Origin of the sequence: Lysinibacillus alkalisoli, from assembly GCF_014643595.1 — a bacterium.
Taxonomy (GTDB): domain Bacteria; phylum Bacillota; class Bacilli; order Bacillales_A; family Planococcaceae; genus Metalysinibacillus; species Metalysinibacillus alkalisoli.
The window spans coordinates 319,104-340,217 of record NZ_BMJT01000003.1; the positions used below are offsets into that span (position 1 = coordinate 319,104).

The following is a 21,114-nucleotide window of genomic DNA, read 5'->3' on the forward strand; positions in this document are numbered from 1 at the left end:
AATAAAAAAACGTATCGTGTGCGTTTTCTCATAGCCAAAGTGTGTTCATGAACAAAAGGGATGTGAAATCTACGTGAAATGTGTCTAAAATATCACGAGAAAGCGAGTAAAACCCCATTTGTTACGAGGTTTGTAACAAGGTATTTACACAATAGTCACGAAATTTGAATAGAAAGCTCGTACAATTAGTTATAGAAGTTGATTTTGCGAAAGCGAAAGGAGAGCTTATACATGGAAGAACTCATTTTAGCTAGACTTCAGTTTGCATCAACGACCTTATTCCACTTTTTATTCGTACCATTATCTATTGGTCTCGCATTTATCGTGGCGATTATGCAAACACTTTATGTAATTAAGAAAAAAGAAGTCTATTTAAAAATGACGAAGTTTTGGGGTGTGTTTTTCCTCATTAACTTCGCAGTAGGTGTTGTAACAGGTATTATTCAAGAGTTCCAGTTTGGTATGAACTGGTCTGATTATTCAAGATTTGTCGGTGATATTTTTGGTGCACCGCTCGCAGTAGAAGCTTTATTAGCATTCTTTTTAGAATCAACATTTATCGGGATTTGGATTTTCGGTTGGAAGAAGGTTCCAAAAGGTATCCACTTAATGTCGATTTGGCTTGTATCAATCGGTACGATCTTATCCGCATTTTGGATTTTAGTAGCTAACTCATTCATGCAAAATCCCGTGGGATATGCCATTAATAATGGCCGTGCGGAAATGAATGACTTTTTAGCTGTATTATCGAATGAAAAATTATGGGTAGCTTTCCCTCACACAATTTTTGCAAGTTTTGCAACAGGTGCATTTTTCATCGCAGGTGTGAGTGCTTGGAATATTTTAAAGAAACGCGATTTAGATTTATATAAACGTTCGATGAATGTGAGTTTAGTGGTTGGTTTAGCCGCAGCATTAGGTATTGCTTTTTCAGGGCACTCACAAGCGACTTATTTAATGCATGCCCAGCCGATGAAAATGGCAGCAGCAGAAGGGTTATGGGAAGATAGCTCAGACCCAGCTGCATGGACAGTTGTAGCTAATATTGATGTGGAGAATCGCGAGAGTACAGGGCGTATTGAAGTACCTTATTTACTAAGCTATTTAGCATATAGTGAATTTAGCGGTAAAGTAGAAGGGATGAATACGTTAGAAAAAGAAATGGTGGAGAAATATGGGGAAGGTTCTTATATTCCACCTGTTAAAACTGTCTTTTGGAGCTTCCGTATTATGGCTGGTTTAGGTGGCGTATTAATTGTGCTATCTGGTTTAAGTTTATTTTTAGCATGGCGCAAAAAATTAGAAACGAAGCCATGGGTATTAAAATTATTAATTGCAAGTTTATTTATGCCTTATATTGCAAACTCATTTGGTTGGATTATGTCAGAGATTGGGCGTCAACCATGGGTAGTAAATGGCTTAATGTTAACGTCTGCTGGGATCTCACCAAATGTAACGGCAGGGCAAATTTTGTTCTCGTTAATTGCTTTCTCTACTATTTACACAATTTTAGGTGTCATTATGGTCATGTTATTTATTAAAGTGATTAAACGTGGTCCAGAGGAGCCTAAAGAGGAAGATGTTTCGACAACGGACCCATTTGAGACGGGAGGCGTAACACATGGAGCTAAGTGAGTTTTGGTTTCTATTAATAGGCGTTTTATTCGTTGGATTTATGTTTCTAGAAGGATTCGACTTTGGGGTTGGTATGAGTACACGTTTCTTAGCGAGAAACAAAGAAGAACGTGAGATTATGATTAAAACGATAGGGCCGGTTTGGGACGCTAACGAAGTATGGTTGATTACAGCAGGTGGTGCGATGTTTGCTGCCTTCCCTCACTGGTATGCCTCTGTGTTTAGTGGCTATTACTTGCCATTTGTGTTGTTATTATTAGCACTTATTGTGCGAGGGGTATCATTTGAGTTTAGAGAAAAAGGTGAGTCGCATGCTTGGCATCGCACATGGGACTATGCACTTCTGATTGGTAGTATTTTACCACCATTTTTAGTAGGTGTATTGTTCACTAGTATGTTAAAGGGATTGCCAATTGATGCAGAAATGAATATTAATGCGAGTTTCTTTGGTGATATTTTAAATCTGTACACTATCGTAGGCGGTCTATTCTTTGTTGCCTTATCTTATTTACATGGTTTATTCTTTATCGGTTTAAAAACGGTTGATGATATTCGTGCAAGAGCATTGCAACAATCCAAAAAGATGTATGTGGTGACGGGTATTCTTTTCATTGCCTTTGTGTTACTTACGGTCATGCAAACATCAGCAACAGAAGGGAAACTTGGTTTCTTAATTATGCCAATGTTCATTGTAGGTGCTGTGCTTTATGCTGCATTATTTATAACGATGAACAAACACCGTGAGGGACTGAGCTTTTTACTAACGGGTTTACTCTTTGTGATTGTTGTCTCTAGTTTCTTTGTTGGTTTATTCCCAAATGTATTAATTAGCTCAACAGATGTAGCAAATAATATTTCAGTGTATAATGCCGCTTCAGGAGATTATAGCTTGAAGATTATGACGTATGTTGCGTTAACAATGGTACCCATTGTATTAGCTTACACCGCATGGACGTATTACATCTTTAGAAAACGAATTAAAAGCAGCAAAGAGGAAGTTGGTTACTAATGGATAAACAACTCTTACAATATGAAGGTAGTAAAAAAGTGTTCTTGCAAATTGGTGTGATTACTGCACTCCAAGCAGTAGCCATCGTTATGCAAGCGATATATTTAGCAAAAGCCATTACGCAAATGTTTCATGGTGCGCCGTCTAAGACGGCGCTCATGTCGTTTGCTATTTTTTTACTCGCTTTTACCATACGTCATGCGTTGCAATGGGCAAAAGAACGCATTGCTCAGCATTATAGCGAGCAAGTAGCAGAGCAATATCGTGAGCGTTTGCTCACCGCCATTTTTGCACAGGGCCCTTATCAAGCAAGCCAGTATGGGACAGGGAGTTTACTAACATTAGTGTTAGAAGGGATACCTAAATTTAAAACGTATGTACAATTATTTATTCCGCGCATGTTGGCAATGGTCATTATTCCAACAGCCATCGTACTTTATGTACTAACACAAGATATGATCTCAGGTATTACGCTCATCATTGTCTTACCTGTGCTCATTATCTTTTTAATCTTAATCGGTATCGTATCTAAAAATAAAATTAACGCACAAATGGAGACGTATCGTTTATTATCACGGCACTTTGTGGACTCTTTACGAGGGCTTGTTACGCTAAAGTATTTAGGCAAAAGCAAGGGGCATCGGGATGCCATTGCTACGGTGAGTAACAAATATCGCATCGCAACCAATTATGCTTTGCGCTATGCCTTCCTCTCCTCATTTGCTCTGGAGTTTTTTGCTAGTTTATCTGTTGCTTTAGTAGCAGTTGGTCTCGGCTACCGCTTAATTGAAGGTATGGTGTTTTTAGAGATGGCACTGACCGTTTTAATATTAGCACCTGAATATTTTATGCCCGTGCGTGAGTTAGGTAATGATTTTCATGCGACAAAAGATGGGCAAGATGCTGCTAAGGAGTTTGAGAAGATTTTACAACAGCAACAGCCCGAATTAGCTATTCAAATGCCAAAGTGGCAAGTAAATGATACGCTCACTTTGCAACATGTTTCACTAGAAGGACGATTGAAAGAGTTAGAAGCGACAATTGGTCATAACGAGCGGATTGGGATTGTTGGCAGCTCTGGCGCAGGTAAATCTTCGTTAATTGCCTTGTTAGCTGGCAATATTAAGCCGAGTGAAGGTCAATTTTTATGGCGTGGTCAAACGTATGACACATTAACGACGCCTGATTGGCGCAAACAGTTATCCTACATTCCGCAACATACAACAATTTTTGCGATGACGTTACGTGATAACATTCGTTTTTATGCACCACATGCTACAGATGAAGAGGTGTTAGCTGCTATTCAACAAGTGGGGTTATCTCCATTAGTAAAGCGTTTTCCCAATGGATTATCAGAAGCTATTGGACAAGGGGGGCGTACATTAAGTGGTGGAGAGGAGCAGCGTGTGGCGTTAGCTCGTGCCTTGTTACAACAACAAGCTATTTTGTTATTTGATGAGCCAACTGCGCATCTCGATATTGAAACAGAGCATGATATTAAACAAATCATGTTGTCGTTATTTGAAGAACGCACTGTGATCTTTGCGACGCACCGTTTACACTGGATGCCTCATATGGATAAAATTATTGTGCTAGAAGAGGGGCATATTGTGGAGATTGGTAGCCACGAGGCGCTCATAAAACGCAATGGTGCCTATGTAAAATTAAGACAAGCTCAAAGAGGTGAGGTAGAATGATAGCACATTTATGGCATTATATGAAAAAGTATAAATTAGCTATGGCTCTCACGATATTAATGGGCATACTCGCCTTACTATCTGCAGCAATGTTAACATTTACATCAGGCTATTTAATTAGTCGAGCATCCGAGCGACCAGAAAATATTATGATGGTTTATGTAACAACGGTCATTGTGCGTGCATTAGGGATTTCCCGCGCGGTATTTCATTATGTCGAGCGTTTAGTGGGGCATAATGCTGTATTAGAGATTTTAGCTAAAATGCGTGTGTTACTATACGAGGCACTTGAACCACAAGCTTTGTTCATACGCGAACGTTTTACAACAGGTGATTTATTAGGCACGTTAGCAGATGATATTGAACACTTACAAGATGCTTATATTCGTACCGTATTTCCTACATTAATTGGTTTATTTGTATTGTTGTATGCCGTTATTGCATTGGCGGTTATTGATTGGCCGTTTGCTCTTTTAATGGCATTGTTACTAGGTGTTGTAGCGTTTGTTTATCCTGCTTGGTCATTATTTAAAATGAAACAACATCAAATGAAAGCACAACAAGCACAACGGACGTTATACACGACATTAACGGATGCATTTTTAGGGATGCAGGATTGGCTAATTAGTGGGCGCTCCCACGAATTTATCACCTCTTTTTTAGGCCAAGCTAAAGAGGCAGACAAGTTAGAGCGAACGTTGGGGCATTGGCAGCAGTCACGCAACTTGCAATTGCAATTAATAACAGGTGTTTTTGTAATTATTGTAGGGTTATGGGCGGGCAATCAAGCTGCAGAAGGCGTTATTTTACCTACGTATATCGCAGCCTTCACCTTAGTCGTGATGCCTATTTTAGAAGGGTTAATCCCCATGTCTCATGCAATAGAGCGTATACCTGTGTATGAATCTTCATTACAAAGAATAAATGCGATAAAACGTGAGGAAAATGAAGCACAAACAGTTGCGCCTACGATTGCACATACTACAATAGCTTTTCAACATGTGCAATTTACGTATGACCAAGCAACAACACCTGCTATTGCTCAGGTTGATTTGACCATTCAAGCAGGAGAAAAAATTGCGATACTAGGGCAAAGTGGTGCAGGTAAATCTACATTAGTACAACTATTACTAGGCAACCTACAAGCACAACAAGGAAAAGTAACACTTGGCGATACGCTTACCACACAATTTGGTGATACGATTTATGATTACGTGTCGGTATTAAATCAAAAGCCCTATTTATTTGCAACATCTGTAGAAAATAATATTAAATTAGGCAACCAACAAGCGACAGATGAAGAAGTAGCAAATGCCATTGCAATTGTACAATTGCAGGACTATTTATCTACATTACCTTTAGGGATAAAAACACAAACCGAAGAAACAGGTCAACGTTTTTCAGGTGGTGAGCGTCAGCGTTTAGCACTAGCTCGCATTTTACTAAAAAACACACCCATTGTAGTATTAGATGAGCCAACAGTAGGCTTAGACCCCATCACAGAGCGTCAATTGATGACAACGACCTTCCAAGCGCTCCAAAATAAAACGATCATTTGGGTAACGCATCATTTAACAATGATGGAAGAAATGGATCGTATTATCTTTATGGAAGAAGGCGAAATTGTTATGATAGGCACTCATAAGGAATTATTTAGCAATAACGAAAGATACCGTCAGCTGTATGCGTTAGATTATGGTGATTAAATAACATTTATATAATTCCAATGATTAAAGGATGTGAAATCTAATCATTGGAATTATTTTTATAATAGTAATAGCTTTCCCTTAAGACCTATTTTTAAGGTAGTAATTATCTTTGAATAAGAAAATACCCATTTTTCACAGCAAATTAGCGACATGAAAAATAAGTTGCGTTTGTTTAGGAAAATAGTATTATTATATTTAGACTAGTAATTAAAGGAGTGAAATTATGTTCCGCACAAAAAAGTATAAAGCCACAGACTTTGAAAGGAATTATACTGATGTAGGTATTTTTGTCACTAATCCAGAACATCGCTTGCAGCTTTGTATTATTGAATTAGAAGACCAGGACTTACAAAAAATACGGGCTTTGCAACCGTATGTAGAGCAACACATTAAGCCAATAGTTGATAATTTTTACAAGGCAATTGAACAAGTGCCACATTTAAAAGCAATTATTGCAGATAATAGTACAACTACCCGCTTACGACAAACATTGACTACACATGTGCAACAGATGTTTTCTGGTAAAATCGACGATGCATTTATTAACGTGCGTCAAAAAGTAGGGCGGGTATCATGTACGCATTGGCCTATATCCTAAATGGTATTTGGCCGCTTTTCAACGTTTGGAGAAAGATGTTCGCCGTGTGATTTTACAATTAGATGAACGAATAGAGATCAAGTTAGCATTAATCGAATCACTCGGCAAGATTTGTAACTTTGAGCAACAGCTTGTGCTGGAGGAATATGATAAATTTTCTACTACCATTGTGCAAGAGAAACAAGAAGAAATTAACCGTCGCGTTCGTGAAGAATTAGGGAGTGTTTCAGGGCATTTGGAATTGCAATCGCGTTCAACGGCACAAGCAGTTGCTGAACTCATATAAAGTACAGTCGAAGTAGAGCATAATTTAAAAATAAGTATGGAAGAGGCAACCGAAACGAAAAAAGCATCCGAAAAAGGTTGCAAACAGATGCAAGCATTGAATGAGCAAACGGGAATGATACATAATAAAACACTAGAAATGTCACATATGGTACAAGAGTTAAACGGCTCTTCTAATGAGATTAAAAATGTTATTGAAATTGTAAAAACGATTGCCAATCAAACAAATTTGCTTGCGCTTAACTCTGCGATTGAAGCAGCACGCGCAGGTGCACATGGTAAAGGTTTTGCCGTTGTGGCAGATGAGGTGCGTAAACTAGCAGACGAAACGAAAGCATCTGTCGAGCAAATTGCGTCACTAATTGAGGAGTCAAATGCTGTGACAAATGATGTGGTTGCGGCGATTGAACAAATCCAAGCCCTTATGCATATTGGTAAAAAGGAAAATGAAAAATTAATGGTAGCCTTTGAAGGCATTTCTACAAATGTAGAAAGTACCATTAATGATTTCCAAAGTGTGAGTCAACAAATTAGCACGCTTTCTACCGTTATTGCAACGATGGGGAGTTCTTCTGAACAGTTAGAAGAATCGGCAAGTATTTTAGACCAAACCATTCAAAACTTTTAAAACACGAAATGCCTAAGTTGCATACTTAGGTATTTTCTTTTGGTAAAATTACCTAGTGCTAAAGAAAGTGTAGAGATAGCCGATATAATGAAAGATTAGCTATGTGGTTGAAAAGTAGTGTACACTTTTTAGGCCAGCAATGGGGAGGAAGTTATATGGAGCAACATAATGCCCAGTTTTGGGAAAAGATTTTATTAGAATTGGCGGACAAGCTTGACCAAGTATCTCAAACCATAGCGGATAATACATATATTGTCGAAACAAAACGTCAATTACGACAAATTATTGCGGATGCTCGTAATGAAACACTCGTACTTTTTCTCGGTAACCGTCAAACAGGTAAATCAACTATTATTAATGGTTTAATAGGGCGTGAAGTGCTCATTCGCAAACGAGGAGAAATGGCTACAGCGAATACATTTGTACGCTATGGCGAACATGAACATGTAAAAGCTTTCTTTTACGATGAAGTGGTAGAAGACTTTGGCTTAAAACATCTCCCCCTATTAACAAACTCAGAAAATTTCACCTCTCAAATTTTACAAGACCATATTGATTATGTGGATGTGTTTGTAAAAAGTGAAATATTAAAGAAAATGACTTTGATTGATGCGCTAGCTGTTAAGCGAGAGCAAGAAGATGCGATGTTTTTATCGCATTCGCTCATTCAACGTATTGATGAAGTATTTTGGGTACTGCGTCCAGACTTTGAGATTACACAAGATGAAGTGGCGTTAATTGAACATTTACAAGAATGTGGCATCATGATACATGTGTTAATTAATCAAGTGGTAGACCGTACGATAAATGAAAAATTTATCCAACAATTACAGCAAAATTATGCCCATTTGTTTACCGCATACGACGTAGTGGATGCTTTAGCGATTGAAAATTATGTGAAAACAGGCGATGTTAAGCAATGGGAAAAAAGTCAGTTTATGCGCTTATCTGCAAAATTGCAAACATTGAGTGCACAAAAGGAGCAACGTACAAGGCGTATTTTACTACGTTTTATAGAATGGTTAGAGCGTTTTGATATTGAGACGAGCCTATTGCCCGAACGTGAGCCATTACTATCAGCCGTACAAGAATTGGAACGTTACCATGCGAATGTGATGCTAGAAACAGCGAAACAACAAGAAAGCATTGCAGCCATCCAACAACATGAAAAAAGCTATCAAAAAGCGGCTAAAGTGTTTGAACAAGTGCGTACATTGTATCAATTAGTACAGCAAATTGAAGGCTTTGAGGCATTGCAAAATTCTACTATAGAAGATTTTATCGCCAAAGCGAATACTTATTTGCAAAAAGTATTAACGTATCGCCAAGCGTATAAAATGTATGAAGATTTATGTGAACAAACGAACGAGCAACATGTATTAGACGAAGCCTATCAAGAAATGGTAGCGTACTATAATGAAATTGCGGAAGCAGAAATGATAGTTGTTAGTCTGTGGGATGGTGTGGAACCTCAGATTAAACAGTTGCATCGTGATGAGTTAACCTATCATTATCAAACAGCTAATCGTATTATGACAGTAAGACAACAAGAGTTAGCACAACTCAAATTAAGCGTAGTGAAAATGACAGAGTTTAATTGTTTGATTGAAGCACAAGGCATTTTACGTGACGTAGTATGGCCATATATTAAACAAACCGCCTTACCAATCAATGAGCGAGAGCAAGTTTATATCGAAACATTAATTCAACAAATCTCTCATGTAGATTTATCTGGCAATGGTATTTTAGCACGTAGTGGAGCGATTAATGCCGTAAACGAAAAACGACTGGAGAGTTTAACGAATTATGTTGTGCATGAGCTTTCACTGGAAGAAAACGGATTGAAATCGGCAGATATTCCACCATTACCAGACGCTTATCAATTACCCTAATCCCCATAATATGCGTAATTGCGTTATACTAGTATAGAGGTGATTGATTTGTTTACAAGTGAAGCAAAAGTAGAAGTGCGTTATGGAGAAACAGACCAAATGGGTGTTGTTTACCACGCAAATTATATTGTGTATTTGGAGTTAGGGCGCACACAGCTTATTCACGACCTAGGCTATAGTTACGCAGAGCTTGAGGATATTGGTTATGTCTCGCCTGTGATGGATTTAACGATTTCATACAAAGCGGCATTGCGTTATGGACAAACCGCTACAGTGAGAACATGGATTGAAAAGCATGAGCGTGTACGTACAACATACGGTTATGAGATTTTACATGAGGATGGTACAGTAGCTGCTACAGCAAGCTCTGTACATGCCTTAGTGACAAAAGAAGGTTTGAGACCTGTGGCACTTAAAAAAATAGCACCCGATTGGCATGATACATATGCTAAAGTAGTGAAACAACAATAAATGGCTATGAGATACGGAGTTAGTAAAAAAACAGCAAAGCGACAATTGTCGCTTGCTGTTTTTTATTTGGGTAAGTTATGGTGTGAACGTAATGGGTTTTACACTCAATGTTGCCATTTTACCAACCGTGTAGGTGTCCATATTATTAGCGAATGAGATATAGGCTGTTTTATCATCCCAAGATATATCAGGGCTATGGACATCGGCTATAATTTGTGTCGTATTAATAATGCCATTATCCGTTAAATTAGCGGCATAAATATTTCTTCTATGCTCTATATCAGATTCTGTTGTAAATAGGATGATGGTTTCATCTGGTGAAATATTATAAAAAGTCATATATCCGCTTTCTGAATAATTTGCTAATAAATGCAGTGTATTCTTTTTTGTATGATAGAGGAATATGCCTGAATTATTTTTAATTGTTCCTGAAATGATAAAGTTGCCATTTTTTAATAGTGTACTATCATGGATTTCAATGTCCTCAATTAATGGCACTTGTGTGCCGTCTTTTTTGACATGGGTAAATACCGTTGGCGCTGTATCAGAAGTAGCCATCGTATAGTAATCGGTTGTGCGCTCTGCAATGGCAAAGAGCATGCCTTGCAAACTCGTCCATACCTCGCTTAAGTCATGGTCATTTCTCTCACCAGTTTTAGCATCAATTAGTGCCAAGCTTTGTTTCTCGGTTTTCTGGTCATAGAGGAAGGAAGCAATAATATTATTTTGTAAAAAACGAATCGAAAAATTATCAAGGATCCCAATTGAAGTCTGCTTGTCATCTTGTAACCGAACTACTGTAATCTCGGTATCTGAGGTGTGGTCTTCTTCTTCAAAGGCAATCGCCACAGAGGCATCCTCTGAGATATATCTTACAGGTAAGGAGCTTGCAAATTCAGGTTTTTGGTCATAAATATTCATTTTCCACGTTTGATTATCCTTAATGAAGAATGCTGTTTCACCACGTAATTCGGAAAAGGAAATATATTCAGGAAGTACAATGGTCTCTTCTTCTGTATAGTGTATTGCACCGTCAGATGTTTCACTCTCTAGTTGTGCGTTCTCTGTAATGATGGTAGGTTGTACCATAGCTTCTGTACTACAAGCACTTAATAATGTGATGGCTAATACTAATGTGCCAAATCGTTTCATGCTATTGCCTCCTAAAAAGTAGTTATTTCTCAATTTCCACTATAATACATAGTTGTTGCGATTATGTTTCAGTTATTGCCAACTTGTTGCTAAAGTCTATTGTGACAATTGCGCGCCCCTCTTGATAGGTAAAGGTGATATGCCCTTGATGTGCTTCAGTAATTTGTTTCGCAATATATAACCCAAGTCCGTTACTTGTAGGTGTATTATTATGTACGAAGGGTTCAAATATATTGTCTAAAACACGTGAAGGGATGGGCTTAGTATCATTCATAATCGTAATCACATCTGTCATGGTGACAACAACATTGTTACCATGAGTTGTGGCATTATGAATAACATTGCTAAATAAAATCCGTAGCTCGTCTTCATTGCCATTGATCCATATCGGTTGCCCTTTGACGGGGCAAAATTCATTGACAATCTGTAATACGTTAATGGCTGTCACTTGTGGTGTATATAAGTCTAGTTTTGTTAAATACAATAATTTTTTTACAAGTTGATGGAGATGATTGGCATCATTATGAATGGCTGTTATGGCACGTTTAGTAAAGACAGGGTCATGGAACGAGGCATCACCTAAAATTTGTGCGTACCCAGAAATGCTTGTAATAGGGGTTTTAAGCTCATGTGTCATATGTTGAAAGAAACGTGTTTGTTTTTGTTTCTCACTATGAATGGTAGCCCGCATGTGGTGAATGGCTTTTGTCAAATCACCAATCTCATCTTTTGTAACGGCAGGGAGCGGCGTATCATAATGTCCATCTGCAATTTGGGTAGCCACTTTGGCTAATGCTGTAATAGGAATACTAATATGGCGTGTTAGTACAAAAATAATTAAAAAGATTAAAATAAAAATAATTGTCAGTACCGTCATGGCAGACAGTTTTAATTGTTCGTAATAGGCGCTAGTCGCCGAATAATCTTGCGAAAAGTGAATGATGCCAATCAATTCTCCGTAAATGTATATCGGATAAGCAAATTGTACAAACCCCTCCTCAATTACAAACCCTGCTTTATTTTGCTTGGCTAATGCTAATAGTTCCTTGTTAGGTGCAATTGATTTTTGTGACAATAGCTTATTTTTAGCAGGTAAAGCCTCATGTAATAGCTTGCCTTCTATTGTGTAAAGCGCCACATGTTGAAGATACATATTACTTAAATTTTGTGTGAGCTCAGTGGCATGTGTTTGCAATAAATGAGGCGAGATAGCCAGTTGGCGAAACTGCATAATATAGCGTTTTGATGTTTGTTTTAATTGGGTAGTTTGCTCAGTCAATGTCAATTCCTGATGCTGTGCTAATGTTTGACTGAGTAAGGTATGGACTAATAATAATGTCAATATAAAGGTGATGAGTAAGGCGAGTACAAATTTCTTTTGAATCTTCATAATAGTATATGCCTCAAATGGTGAAAAATAGTTATCATGATACAGTCTCCTTGATATGTAATGTAAGTGTACGGAGTAGTATACACTACAGTTATTGCGAAATTATAAATAAACAGTGTGTAAAATGCCATTATTCGAGAGGAGTATTTGCAAAGCAAGGAAGAAAAACAGTATGATAGAGTTGTTTAACGCGTAGTGTAGCAAGGAGGAATACGCATGGATGCTATTGATTTTTTAACAAATTTATCAGAGCTAAACGTACAGTTTCAGCCTATTTTTAGTGCAGATGAACATATTGTAGTCGCTTATGAAGCACGAGGCGAAATTTTGATAGACGGTGAGTTACATACAATACAGCCATTTATTGAAGACGAGGATATTCCTATTGAGTATCGTTTAGATATGGAATTACAATTTATGAAGAAAGCGCTATTTGCCTTCCAAAACTTTGATGAGGAGGTGTCGTTATTTTTAGCTTGTCATTCGACGTTATTGATGGAGGCATATGGCGAAAAACACTTAGCTGTTTTGCGCACATATTTAATTGATGAGGAGTTAGGACGCATTGTTATTGAGACAACAGAACGTCTAGAAGGACAACAAGTTGAGCAATTGCAACATGTGTTGAAATATTTCAAAACCTATGGTATTAAAATTGCGATTGCTGAAGTAGGCTCTGAAAGCCATATTGAACACGTCACGCAATTAGAGCCTAACGTTTTGAAAATATCCATTGCCCAATTACCTTATGAGTCATGGGCTTCGCAAATGGACATGATCGCAGCGATTGGCATGATTGCACATAAAATTGGTGCGAGCTTATTTTTCACAGGCATCGACACAATTTATCAATTGCAGTTTGCTTGGCGCAACGGGGGACGTTATTATCAAGGCAGTTATTTAGCAGATTACCATTATGCACCTATTGTTAAAGATGTGCATAAGGCACGTTTTAAAGAAGATTGCCAAAGTTTTATTAGCTCAGAAAAGAAGTTAATCGAACGAAAATTAGATGCGCTACAAGCAGTAGAAGAACAATTGACAAATGTGATTAAACAGACGAGGTTAGGGGATGACAAAGTAAGTTATCTTGAGGCGTTAGGTAAACCACTGATTGATTGTGCTTTTCGCATGTACATTTGTAATGAAGATGGTTTTCAAACTACCCCAAATGTGATTTTACAAGAAGGAATATGGCATGTGAATTATGAAGCAGAGCAAAAAAATTGGAGCTGGCGTCCGTATTTTTTAGAGACATTAGTTAAAATGCGTAAAGAAAACGAATGCGTTATTTCAGCCCCTTATAGCGATATTGAAACAGGTGAATTAACCCGTACTTTCTCCACACGTATGAATGATAGCGAATTTTTATTTATTGATTTGCGTCATAACTATATTTTTAAGCATGATTTAATATAACGTAGCTCACAATCAATTATTCGGATGATACAACAATACAGTAATATAAAACGCAATAAAAGTGGTAAAGGGGAGTTTTATTTCCGCTTTACCACTTTTTTAGTTACGCAGGATTCACTTCTAATTCCACTGTGATTTTAATATCTTTCCCCACTAGTACGCCACCTGTTTCTAATGCAGCATTCCAAGTTAAACCAAATGCTTCACGGTTAATTTTTGTTTCTGCTTCAAAGCCATAAACATCAACGCCCCAAGGGTTTTTTCCTTTCCCATTAAACGCGACATCAAATGTTACAGGTTTTGTAATGTCTTTAATAGTTAAATCACCTGTTAATGCATAATCATCGCCTTTTTTAGTAATGGCTGTTGATGTGAATTGGATTTTAGGGAATTGGTCTGCATCAAAGAAGTCAGCTGAACGCAAATGGTCATCGCGGTCTTTTGAGTTTGTATCAATAGAAGCGGTTGAAATAGTAAATTGAATGATTGCATGTGTTAAGTCTGTTAAATCGGCTGCTTCAATTGTAGCCGTATAATCAGAAAATTGCCCTTTCACTTTTGATACCATCATATGCTTTACCGCAAAGCTAATATGTGAGTGAGATTGATCGACTTGCCAGTTTGTCATAATAATTCCTCCTAGTTTCTAATATCTCGAATTCGAGATTAATTAAGTTAATAATACCATAGCGTAAAAAGATGTCAATACCTAACTTACGTATTACTCATAAAAAAACCAGTCACACTATGCGGGAAGTGGTGACTGGTTTTTTTTATTAAGCGTCTTTTTTAGTCTGTTTGTCTCCTGGATCTGTGGATGGAGAAGGAGATTCTTTTTTGATTTTATAATATTTATCTGCACCAAGGCCGCCCTCATCAATCATTTTAGAAATCTCTTTTGTACGCATTTCAGCTTCTACTTTTACCGTTTTACGATTATCTTGTTTCATGATTGCCAACCTCCCATTATATGATAGTATTTATTATTTACCTTAAAACACCGCAGTTGAAACCATTTTGCCTGCTAATTTTATGATATAAGTGTTATGATAATGATTTATTGTGCTAGTGATGTAGAAAGAGGGGGGATAGAAGAGAAAAGTGCAGTCGCCAACCTCGAAACTAGCCTTCCCTACTATTAATATAACAAGGTGATAAATCGCGCTATTGTATATGTTGCTATTTTCAAGGAGATGAAAAAATGATTATTATGAAGTTTAAGGAAAAGGATACTGAGGAGATCGTCTCTCTATTTTATGAAACCGTTCATTCCGTTAATTTGAAAGATTATTCGCAAAAACAATTAGATGTTTGGGCAACAAAAGAAGACAAAGCATCGACAATCAATTCGTGGCAAGTTTCATTAGCTCACAATATAACATTTGTGGCAAAAATTAATGATAAAATAGTGGGCTTTAGTGATTTGACTGATGAGGGGTACTTAGATCGACTGTTTGTTCATAAAGATTTTCAAGGTCAAGGTATAGCTTCAGCATTAGTAGATATGCTTGAAAGTGAAGCGAAAAAACGAAATCTCCTAGTAATTGAAACGGATTCAAGCATTACAGCTAAATCATTTTTTGCACATAAAGGTTACAATATCATTTGTTTACAAACGGTTGAACGTAAAGGTGTTAAGTTGATTAATTTTAAAATGAGAAAGAAATTAACAACCTGATAGTTAAGCGGAGCAATAGACATAGTAAAATTAAACTTTATATGTAGAAATACATTTTAATAAGTTAAGCTTTAGGGGGAGAAAAATGCGTTCAGAAAAAGAAATGATGGCATTGATATTACAAGTAGCTAACAAAGATGAGAGAGTACGAGCTGTTGCAATGAATGGTTCTCGAACAAACGCTAATGTACCTAAAGACACTTTCAGAGATTATGATATTGTTTACCTTGTATCTGAATTAGCCTCGTTTTTAAGTGATCCGGATTGGATAGATGTTTTCGGTAAAAGAATCATCATGCAAACGCCAGAAGATATGGCAATGTTTCCACCTGAATTAGGTGGCAGGTTTACCTATTTAATGTTATTTGAGGATGGGAATAGAATGGATTTAATGCTAATGCCGATTGAGGAAAAAGATAAGTATTGTGCTGAAGATGGATTGACAGTTATTTTATTAGATAAAGATGGGCATATGCCTAAGCTTTCTGAACCAACAGATAAAGATTACTGGGTAAAAAAGCCTTCAGCTGAATTTTTTGCAGATTGTTGTAATGAATTTTGGTGGCTCACAACTTATGTGGCAAAAGGGTTATGGAGACAAGAAATACTTTATGCTTATGACCACTTAAATAGTGTAAGAAAAATGTTGCTCACAATGCTCGAGTGGAAAGTTGGTATAGAAACCAATTTTTCTCTGAGTGTAGGGAAAAACAGTAAGTACATAAAAAACTATCTTGCTAACGATATATGGAAAAGATTGATGAAAACCTACCCGGCTGGAGAGTATGCACACGTTTGGTATTCATTATTTGAAGCTATCCATTTATTTGAACAAGTAGCTATTGAAGTAGCTACTATTCTTGGCTACCAATACTCTTCTGAAGATGCGAGTAAGGTGAAAACGTATCTTGCTCAAAATTACGTTTGTTTTGTGAATCCATCTACTAAATAGATAGATGTAACCTGGTTTTAAAAAGATTGCGCAGAAGTTAACGGAGAATTTAAATGAATGAACATGTCACTTTGCGCGAACCTCATGTGGCGAACCCGAAGTGCCCATGAAATCCCTAGGGGGTTCGCACACCAGATGACCAAAATAATACACTTATCAAATAGCATAGGATAAAGAACTTTCCAATAAACCCTAGATATAGTACAATGAAGGCGTGAGATAACCATATCTCGCAGTCACTCCCTACATGGGGAGTGTGGATTGAAATTTTACCAAAAATAGTAGCTGCATAGTGTGCTTTTTGTCACTCCCTACATGGGGAGTGTGGATTGAAATATACTTGATTTATAAGGTTTATAATAAAGAAGAAGTCACTCCCTACATGGGGAGTGTGGATTGAAATATTTGGTAACTCTCCTCTTATACTCCCGTTGCCGTCACTCCCTACATGGGGAGTGTGGATTGAAATACTAACGAAGATGCTGAGTTGCCCCAAAACTGCGTCACTCCCTACATGGGAGTGTGGATTGAAATTTCAGTGTACTTGGGTGTGGTTTGCTGTAGTTAGCGTCACTCCCTACATGGGAGTGTGGATTGAAATGATACAATCACCTCTAGCAAATCTTTGTTTTCGTCACTCCCTACATGAGAATATGACAAATAAAATAGCTACATTGAATAAAAGTCATGTGTTATTGGTATCATTCACAATAGCGCATGGCTTTTTTATTTTGCACTTTTTGGATAGGATAAGGTTATCGGCTAAATCACAAAAATTTATCAAAGGCTTATTTTGTGATTTTTAAGATGAGTGAATAAATGGCTGTGATTTATGGGGCTGAAAAATCACATAAAAGTCACAAAAAATCACGAGAAAGTCACAGAAAGCATGAAATAAGGAGGAAAAGTGTGAAAGTTCCCTTACTAGATATCGCTTGTAATCCTTGTTATAATAGGCTTTGTGAACAAAGAAGAAAGAGGGCGAAAATATGAACGCGTACGATGAATATAAGCCTTCAAATATAGAGGAAACCTTTATGTATCAAGGGTTTGAGCGGGTTAATGTTGACCTCAAATGTGACTGAAATCACATTTAAGTCACATTTAGCCCGTTTTCTAATTTTGGAGTAAATCGGAGAATTTATTTTCCATCTTTTCAGAGGCATTAGAACGCATGCCTTGTGTGATATGAAGATAAATATTTGTGGTGGTCTTCGAGTTTTGGTGACCAACACGATTCATAACATAGGTGAGCTCAATACCTGCTTCAGCCAGTAAGCTAATGTGTGTGTGACGCAGCATATACGTATTAACAGGACGTCCAATAGATGTACGTGCGCTAATCCGTCTAATGGTTTGATTAAGTAGCTTGACTGTACGAGGAGAGCCATCAGCTTCAGCAAAAATAAATTTGCTTTTTGCCCAACGCTTGCGTTTACGGTAGGTCGCCAGCTCTTGTAGTTTCGTTAGGACAATATCATCTACATCAATCATGCGAACACTATTAAGCGTCTTAGGTGGTGTGACTTCAAAGTCATTAATAACACCTGATTTAAAGAACATTGTTTTATTAACTCGTATTGTTTTGGTAGTGTAATTAATATCTTCTAGCTGCAGGGCAATAGCTTCGCCTGGGCGCATACCTGTAAAAGCAAGCACAAAGATTAACGTGCGTGTCACAATATTACGATACTTTGCGACTTCATCTAAAAAGATTTTCAACTCATGGTTTTCTAAGTATAATTTCTGCGCCTCACTGCCATCCACGTCTTTCACTTCTAAACGCTTCTTAGGTACAAACACGCCATCCATTGGTGTTGCATCTAAAATACGCATTTTATACGCATGGTCAAAGAGCATCTTTAATACATTATGCACACCACGTAGCGTATGATAAGCACGTCCTTCTGTAAGGAAACTGCCAAGCAAGTTTTGTAGCATATCGGTAGTAATCCGATTTAGTGGTCGATTACCCAATTGCTCCTTAACAAGTGATAGGGTATAAGCTCGGTAGCGATTTGTAGTTTCTTTATTGCCACGCATAGTATAGAGCTCTAGCCAATAATCCGCGAAAGTAGAGAAGGGGGTATGGCTACTATATGTGTTTAAATCGGCTTCAAAAATAGCTTCTTGTACTTTTGTTTCTGCTTCACGTTTCGTTTTACCAGAGCGAGCAAATTGACGTCGCTTACCAGTCACTGGATCTCTCCCTGCATCGCCAACACAACGCCAAGTCCCTTTTTTGATTTGCTTACAATACATAACATAACCTCCATTCTCTCTTATTCTTTCACAGCGTCTGTATGTCTACCGTTCCAATTGAGCAACATCTGATTCATCAGGTATTGCGTTATACGCTTCAATGCGAAGTCATACTCCACACCAAATAGCTGTTGCAGGCGCCTTATTGTTATGGGCATGTAATCACGGATTTGTAGCGCATCTAACATAAAGGTTGGCATACAGGCATGATACATAAAATTGTTTGCCTTATTCTCTTGATACTCACGAAAAAGGGGAGCCATATTACCTTGATGTCCAGTATGCAACAACACATGGCAAAGCTCATGACAAAAATCTTGCCATTGTTGCTCTTTATTTTGCTGGTCATACAGCATGATATAAGGGAGCTGATTATGAAACAATGCCATACTACGCTTTGGCCATAAGTACAATTTAATGCCTAATGCTTGTGCAATGATACGATAATCCAATGCTTCATGGGAATTTATACCAATCCTTGTATACAGCTGCTTAACAAAATCCTCAGTGTGCGTGTAGTACATATGCCCAACTCCAATTCTATGTTTTGGAACAAGTGTTCTATTTTAGTATAAAACAAAACCCCACTTTTAGGAAGTGGGGTTTTGTTTTTATATATCTAGATAGAGCTGATTCGGCTTATTAAAAATAGTGTCGAAATTCTTTTCAAAGTCTTGAAGAGTTATTAATTGCCCATAGTTTAATAGTTCTTGTTTTGCTATTGATTCATATTCATTGGTTAAGTCCCAGTTGTTTATTACAAAGTACATATTGCTTTTTTTGATTTTTTCTCTGTAAGAATCATTATAATAGTTAATATAAAGTATAATACTTCTCACATTAGAGTAAAAATCATGTGGGCGTTTATATTCTACACTTAATGATTTAATATAGTGCTTAACACAGTTATCTTCTATTACATAATCGTAAGGAGGGAGATAAAAGCTTAGAGGCTTGGGTTTTGGAGCTTCTTTATATTCTCTATTTTTAATTCTTAAAATTTGTTTAGTTAGTCGTTGGACTCTTTTATTATCTATTCGTTTATTTTTAGGTTTATCATAATAAAGATATAGATCTTTTAAATCTTCTAGAACTAATTCCAAGTAATCTTTAGGCACATCTGTTTTAGGATTGGGGAGTACATCAATGTGATCAAAGCAGATTGAGTTAACATAATTATAAATTTTGTAATTCAATAAATCTTTACTGTCAGCTTTTAAAAGAGATTCTATGCGTTCAAATTCATCTTCAACTTCTAGACTATCTATTGAAAAGTCGAATTTCAAAGAGTCTTTTAAAAAAGTTATTTCATCTAATTCTAATTCATCGTCAAAACTTTTTAATCGATTTGTATTTGTAGTATGAACAAAACCTAATTTCCCCTTTTTAGGGTAGTGATAGGCAAATCCAAATATTATTTTTTCATCTCTAAAATTATCAGGTACATACTTTGCAATTGAAAAATAAATATTATTCATGTAGAATTACCTCCTTTCCAACGAGGGCAATAATCTCTTAGTCCTTCTAGTATTTGAGGAATTAAATTTAAACGATAGCATAAAAAATCTTTCAAGGCTAGTTTTTCTTCTGGACTAATATTCCATTCTAGAGGCACCTCATGTAGTATGCTTTCTATAAAGTCTGGAGTAATTAGCGCAAATTTTTCTAAAGCTTCTTGAAAAGGGCTGTTTCCTTTTATATACATTGTTAAGAGAGAATAGTACTTTCCATCTACATTATTCACTAGTAATTGATCTTTATGAAGTTCTAGGCTAGAAATCGTCCAAATTAATCCATTTTTGAAGACATGAGAGTGATCAATTACAATAAGCTGTTTATTTTTAAAATCAAAAAGTAAGTTCCCATCATTATAAGCACGATCTTCATTTAATATAATTTGATCAAATAAATATAATGTTGGAATAATTGCGTGATTCACTGATTGGTCAAGTGCGATAGAATTAACTTTATTATGCACTTTCTTGAGGTAGGTACTGCCGAAACCAATTAAAGAAGATGTTTCTCTGTCTATCCGTTTTAAATCATCCGAAGTGAGTATTGTTAAATCAATAAAAACTGCATCAGGAATAGGTAAACCTATTTTTCTACCTATACAATAACATACATATTCATTGAGTACAGTTAATTTACCTGAAACATCGTCATCTTGTATTTTACAGACGTAGATACCTCCATCTTCTGTTGCTGCTAAGAAAGGTTTAGTAACACCAGCTCCCATAACTGTTTTTTTTATATTCACTATTTTTTTTCGTTGTAGCACTTAATCCCGCCTTTTAACTTGTTTTTAAGCTGGCTATCTAAGTTTTTAATTATTAT

20 protein-coding genes are annotated in these 21,114 nt (G+C 36.8%); 12 read left to right on the forward strand and 8 right to left on the reverse strand.

The genetic code is table 11. The features are described 5' to 3' along the window. The first annotated feature begins 231 nt into the window (after window positions 1-231). The 9 genes from IEW44_RS06010 (at window position 232) to IEW44_RS06050 (ending at window position 9,924) form a co-directional block, all read left to right on the forward strand. Window positions 232-1,635, forward strand: a complete 1,404-nt coding sequence (locus IEW44_RS06010) for a cytochrome ubiquinol oxidase subunit I (RefSeq protein WP_188614132.1) — start codon at window positions 232-234, stop codon at window positions 1,633-1,635. Next, a complete protein-coding gene (gene cydB, locus IEW44_RS06015) occupies window positions 1,622-2,644 on the forward strand; it encodes a cytochrome d ubiquinol oxidase subunit II (RefSeq protein WP_188614133.1) in 1,023 nt (340 codons plus the stop codon). Before IEW44_RS06010 ends, cydB begins: the two co-directional genes overlap by 14 nt. Beyond that, window positions 2,644-4,341 carry a thiol reductant ABC exporter subunit CydD gene (gene cydD / locus IEW44_RS06020; RefSeq protein ID WP_188614134.1) on the forward strand — a complete coding sequence of 566 codons (1,698 nt, stop codon included), beginning with the start codon at window positions 2,644-2,646 and terminating at the stop codon, window positions 4,339-4,341. The genes cydB and cydD overlap by 1 nt, the downstream gene beginning before the upstream one ends. Beyond that, on the forward strand, window positions 4,338-6,047 hold the full coding sequence (gene cydC, locus IEW44_RS06025; RefSeq protein WP_188614135.1) for a thiol reductant ABC exporter subunit CydC: 1,710 nt from the start codon (window positions 4,338-4,340) through the stop codon (window positions 6,045-6,047). Before cydD ends, cydC begins: the two co-directional genes overlap by 4 nt. Window positions 6,048-6,273: 226 nt before the next feature. Further along, window positions 6,274-6,648 (forward strand): protoglobin domain-containing protein, encoded by a 375-nt coding sequence (locus IEW44_RS15990; protein ID WP_188614136.1) that lies wholly within the window; start codon window positions 6,274-6,276, stop codon window positions 6,646-6,648. A gap of 25 nt (window positions 6,649-6,673) precedes the next feature. After that, window positions 6,674-6,934 (forward strand): hypothetical protein, encoded by a 261-nt coding sequence (locus IEW44_RS15995; protein ID WP_268236352.1) that lies wholly within the window; start codon window positions 6,674-6,676, stop codon window positions 6,932-6,934. A gap of 87 nt (window positions 6,935-7,021) precedes the next feature. Beyond that, on the forward strand, window positions 7,022-7,561 hold the full coding sequence (locus IEW44_RS06040) for a methyl-accepting chemotaxis protein (protein WP_229704177.1): 540 nt from the start codon (window positions 7,022-7,024) through the stop codon (window positions 7,559-7,561). A gap of 155 nt (window positions 7,562-7,716) precedes the next feature. Beyond that, window positions 7,717-9,453 carry a dynamin family protein gene (locus tag IEW44_RS06045; RefSeq protein ID WP_188614139.1) on the forward strand — a complete coding sequence of 579 codons (1,737 nt, stop codon included), beginning with the start codon at window positions 7,717-7,719 and terminating at the stop codon, window positions 9,451-9,453. A 48-nt stretch (window positions 9,454-9,501) separates the two neighbouring features. After that, window positions 9,502-9,924 carry an acyl-CoA thioesterase gene (locus IEW44_RS06050; RefSeq protein ID WP_188614140.1) on the forward strand — a complete coding sequence of 141 codons (423 nt, stop codon included), beginning with the start codon at window positions 9,502-9,504 and terminating at the stop codon, window positions 9,922-9,924. A gap of 75 nt (window positions 9,925-9,999) precedes the next feature. Here IEW44_RS06050 and IEW44_RS06055 read toward each other — a convergent pair whose 3' ends face one another. Continuing rightward, window positions 10,000-11,076, reverse strand: a complete 1,077-nt coding sequence (locus IEW44_RS06055) for a hypothetical protein (protein WP_188614141.1) — start codon at window positions 11,074-11,076, stop codon at window positions 10,000-10,002. A gap of 61 nt (window positions 11,077-11,137) precedes the next feature. Then, entirely contained in the window at window positions 11,138-12,466 is a 1,329-nt protein-coding gene (locus tag IEW44_RS06060) for a sensor histidine kinase (protein ID WP_188614142.1), read from the reverse strand. 216 nt (window positions 12,467-12,682) lie between these two features. On the opposite strand from IEW44_RS06060, the gene IEW44_RS06065 reads away from it, so the two are divergent. Further along, a complete protein-coding gene (locus tag IEW44_RS06065) occupies window positions 12,683-13,885 on the forward strand; it encodes an EAL domain-containing protein (RefSeq protein ID WP_188614143.1) in 1,203 nt (400 codons plus the stop codon). A gap of 103 nt (window positions 13,886-13,988) precedes the next feature. On the opposite strand, the gene IEW44_RS06070 is transcribed toward IEW44_RS06065, so the two are convergent. Together IEW44_RS06070 and IEW44_RS06075 are read right to left on the reverse strand one after the other, a co-directional pair. Then, window positions 13,989-14,513 (reverse strand): YceI family protein, encoded by a 525-nt coding sequence (locus tag IEW44_RS06070; RefSeq protein WP_188614144.1) that lies wholly within the window; start codon window positions 14,511-14,513, stop codon window positions 13,989-13,991. Window positions 14,514-14,661: 148 nt separating this feature from the next. Further along, on the reverse strand, window positions 14,662-14,835 hold the full coding sequence (locus tag IEW44_RS06075) for a hypothetical protein (RefSeq protein ID WP_188614145.1): 174 nt from the start codon (window positions 14,833-14,835) through the stop codon (window positions 14,662-14,664). A gap of 251 nt (window positions 14,836-15,086) precedes the next feature. On the opposite strand from IEW44_RS06075, the gene IEW44_RS06080 reads away from it, so the two are divergent. Together IEW44_RS06080 and IEW44_RS06085 are read left to right on the forward strand one after the other, a co-directional pair. Next, window positions 15,087-15,563, forward strand: coding sequence for a GNAT family N-acetyltransferase (locus IEW44_RS06080; RefSeq protein ID WP_188614146.1), 477 nt, complete (start codon window positions 15,087-15,089; stop codon window positions 15,561-15,563). Between the two features lie 85 nt (window positions 15,564-15,648). Next, on the forward strand, window positions 15,649-16,515 hold the full coding sequence (locus tag IEW44_RS06085; RefSeq protein ID WP_188614147.1) for an aminoglycoside 6-adenylyltransferase: 867 nt from the start codon (window positions 15,649-15,651) through the stop codon (window positions 16,513-16,515). Window positions 16,516-17,631: 1,116 nt separating this feature from the next. On the opposite strand, the gene IEW44_RS06090 is transcribed toward IEW44_RS06085, so the two are convergent. From IEW44_RS06090 to IEW44_RS06105, 4 genes are all read right to left on the reverse strand, one after another. Next, window positions 17,632-18,777: a site-specific integrase gene (locus IEW44_RS06090; RefSeq protein ID WP_188614148.1), complete on the reverse strand. Its 1,146-nt coding sequence runs from the start codon at window positions 18,775-18,777 to the stop codon at window positions 17,632-17,634. A 20-nt stretch (window positions 18,778-18,797) separates the two neighbouring features. Next, window positions 18,798-19,301, reverse strand: a complete 504-nt coding sequence (locus IEW44_RS06095; protein WP_188614149.1) for an ImmA/IrrE family metallo-endopeptidase — start codon at window positions 19,299-19,301, stop codon at window positions 18,798-18,800. An 87-nt stretch (window positions 19,302-19,388) separates the two neighbouring features. Beyond that, on the reverse strand, window positions 19,389-20,255 hold the full coding sequence (locus IEW44_RS06100; RefSeq protein WP_188614150.1) for a hypothetical protein: 867 nt from the start codon (window positions 20,253-20,255) through the stop codon (window positions 19,389-19,391). Next, window positions 20,252-21,058, reverse strand: coding sequence for a HipA family kinase (locus IEW44_RS06105; protein ID WP_188614151.1), 807 nt, complete (start codon window positions 21,056-21,058; stop codon window positions 20,252-20,254). The genes IEW44_RS06100 and IEW44_RS06105 overlap by 4 nt, the downstream gene beginning before the upstream one ends. Between the last annotated feature and the right edge of the window lie 56 nt (window positions 21,059-21,114).

What these genes read in the sequence shown, in the direction of transcription:
- IEW44_RS06045 (WP_188614139.1), top strand. Translation starts at nt 7,717, where the DNA reads ATGGAGCAACATAATGCCCAGTTTTGGGAAAAGATTTTATTAGAATTG.
- IEW44_RS06090 (WP_188614148.1), bottom strand. Translation starts at nt 18,777, where the DNA reads ATGTATTGTAAGCAAATCAAAAAAGGGACTTGGCGTTGTGTTGGCGAT.
- IEW44_RS06065 (WP_188614143.1), top strand. Translation starts at nt 12,683, where the DNA reads ATGGATGCTATTGATTTTTTAACAAATTTATCAGAGCTAAACGTACAG.
- IEW44_RS06040 (WP_229704177.1), top strand. Translation starts at nt 7,022, where the DNA reads ATGCAAGCATTGAATGAGCAAACGGGAATGATACATAATAAAACACTA.
- IEW44_RS06010 (WP_188614132.1), top strand. Translation starts at nt 232, where the DNA reads ATGGAAGAACTCATTTTAGCTAGACTTCAGTTTGCATCAACGACCTTA.
- IEW44_RS06080 (WP_188614146.1), top strand. Translation starts at nt 15,087, where the DNA reads ATGATTATTATGAAGTTTAAGGAAAAGGATACTGAGGAGATCGTCTCT.
- cydD (WP_188614134.1), top strand. Translation starts at nt 2,644, where the DNA reads ATGGATAAACAACTCTTACAATATGAAGGTAGTAAAAAAGTGTTCTTG.
- cydC (WP_188614135.1), top strand. Translation starts at nt 4,338, where the DNA reads ATGATAGCACATTTATGGCATTATATGAAAAAGTATAAATTAGCTATG.
- IEW44_RS06070 (WP_188614144.1), bottom strand. Translation starts at nt 14,513, where the DNA reads ATGACAAACTGGCAAGTCGATCAATCTCACTCACATATTAGCTTTGCG.
- IEW44_RS06085 (WP_188614147.1), top strand. Translation starts at nt 15,649, where the DNA reads ATGCGTTCAGAAAAAGAAATGATGGCATTGATATTACAAGTAGCTAAC.
- IEW44_RS06055 (WP_188614141.1), bottom strand. Translation starts at nt 11,076, where the DNA reads ATGAAACGATTTGGCACATTAGTATTAGCCATCACATTATTAAGTGCT.
- cydB (WP_188614133.1), top strand. Translation starts at nt 1,622, where the DNA reads ATGGAGCTAAGTGAGTTTTGGTTTCTATTAATAGGCGTTTTATTCGTT.
- IEW44_RS06060 (WP_188614142.1), bottom strand. Translation starts at nt 12,466, where the DNA reads ATGAAGATTCAAAAGAAATTTGTACTCGCCTTACTCATCACCTTTATA.
- IEW44_RS06095 (WP_188614149.1), bottom strand. Translation starts at nt 19,301, where the DNA reads ATGTACTACACGCACACTGAGGATTTTGTTAAGCAGCTGTATACAAGG.
- IEW44_RS15990 (WP_188614136.1), top strand. Translation starts at nt 6,274, where the DNA reads ATGTTCCGCACAAAAAAGTATAAAGCCACAGACTTTGAAAGGAATTAT.
- IEW44_RS06075 (WP_188614145.1), bottom strand. Translation starts at nt 14,835, where the DNA reads ATGAAACAAGATAATCGTAAAACGGTAAAAGTAGAAGCTGAAATGCGT.
- IEW44_RS06100 (WP_188614150.1), bottom strand. Translation starts at nt 20,255, where the DNA reads ATGAATAATATTTATTTTTCAATTGCAAAGTATGTACCTGATAATTTT.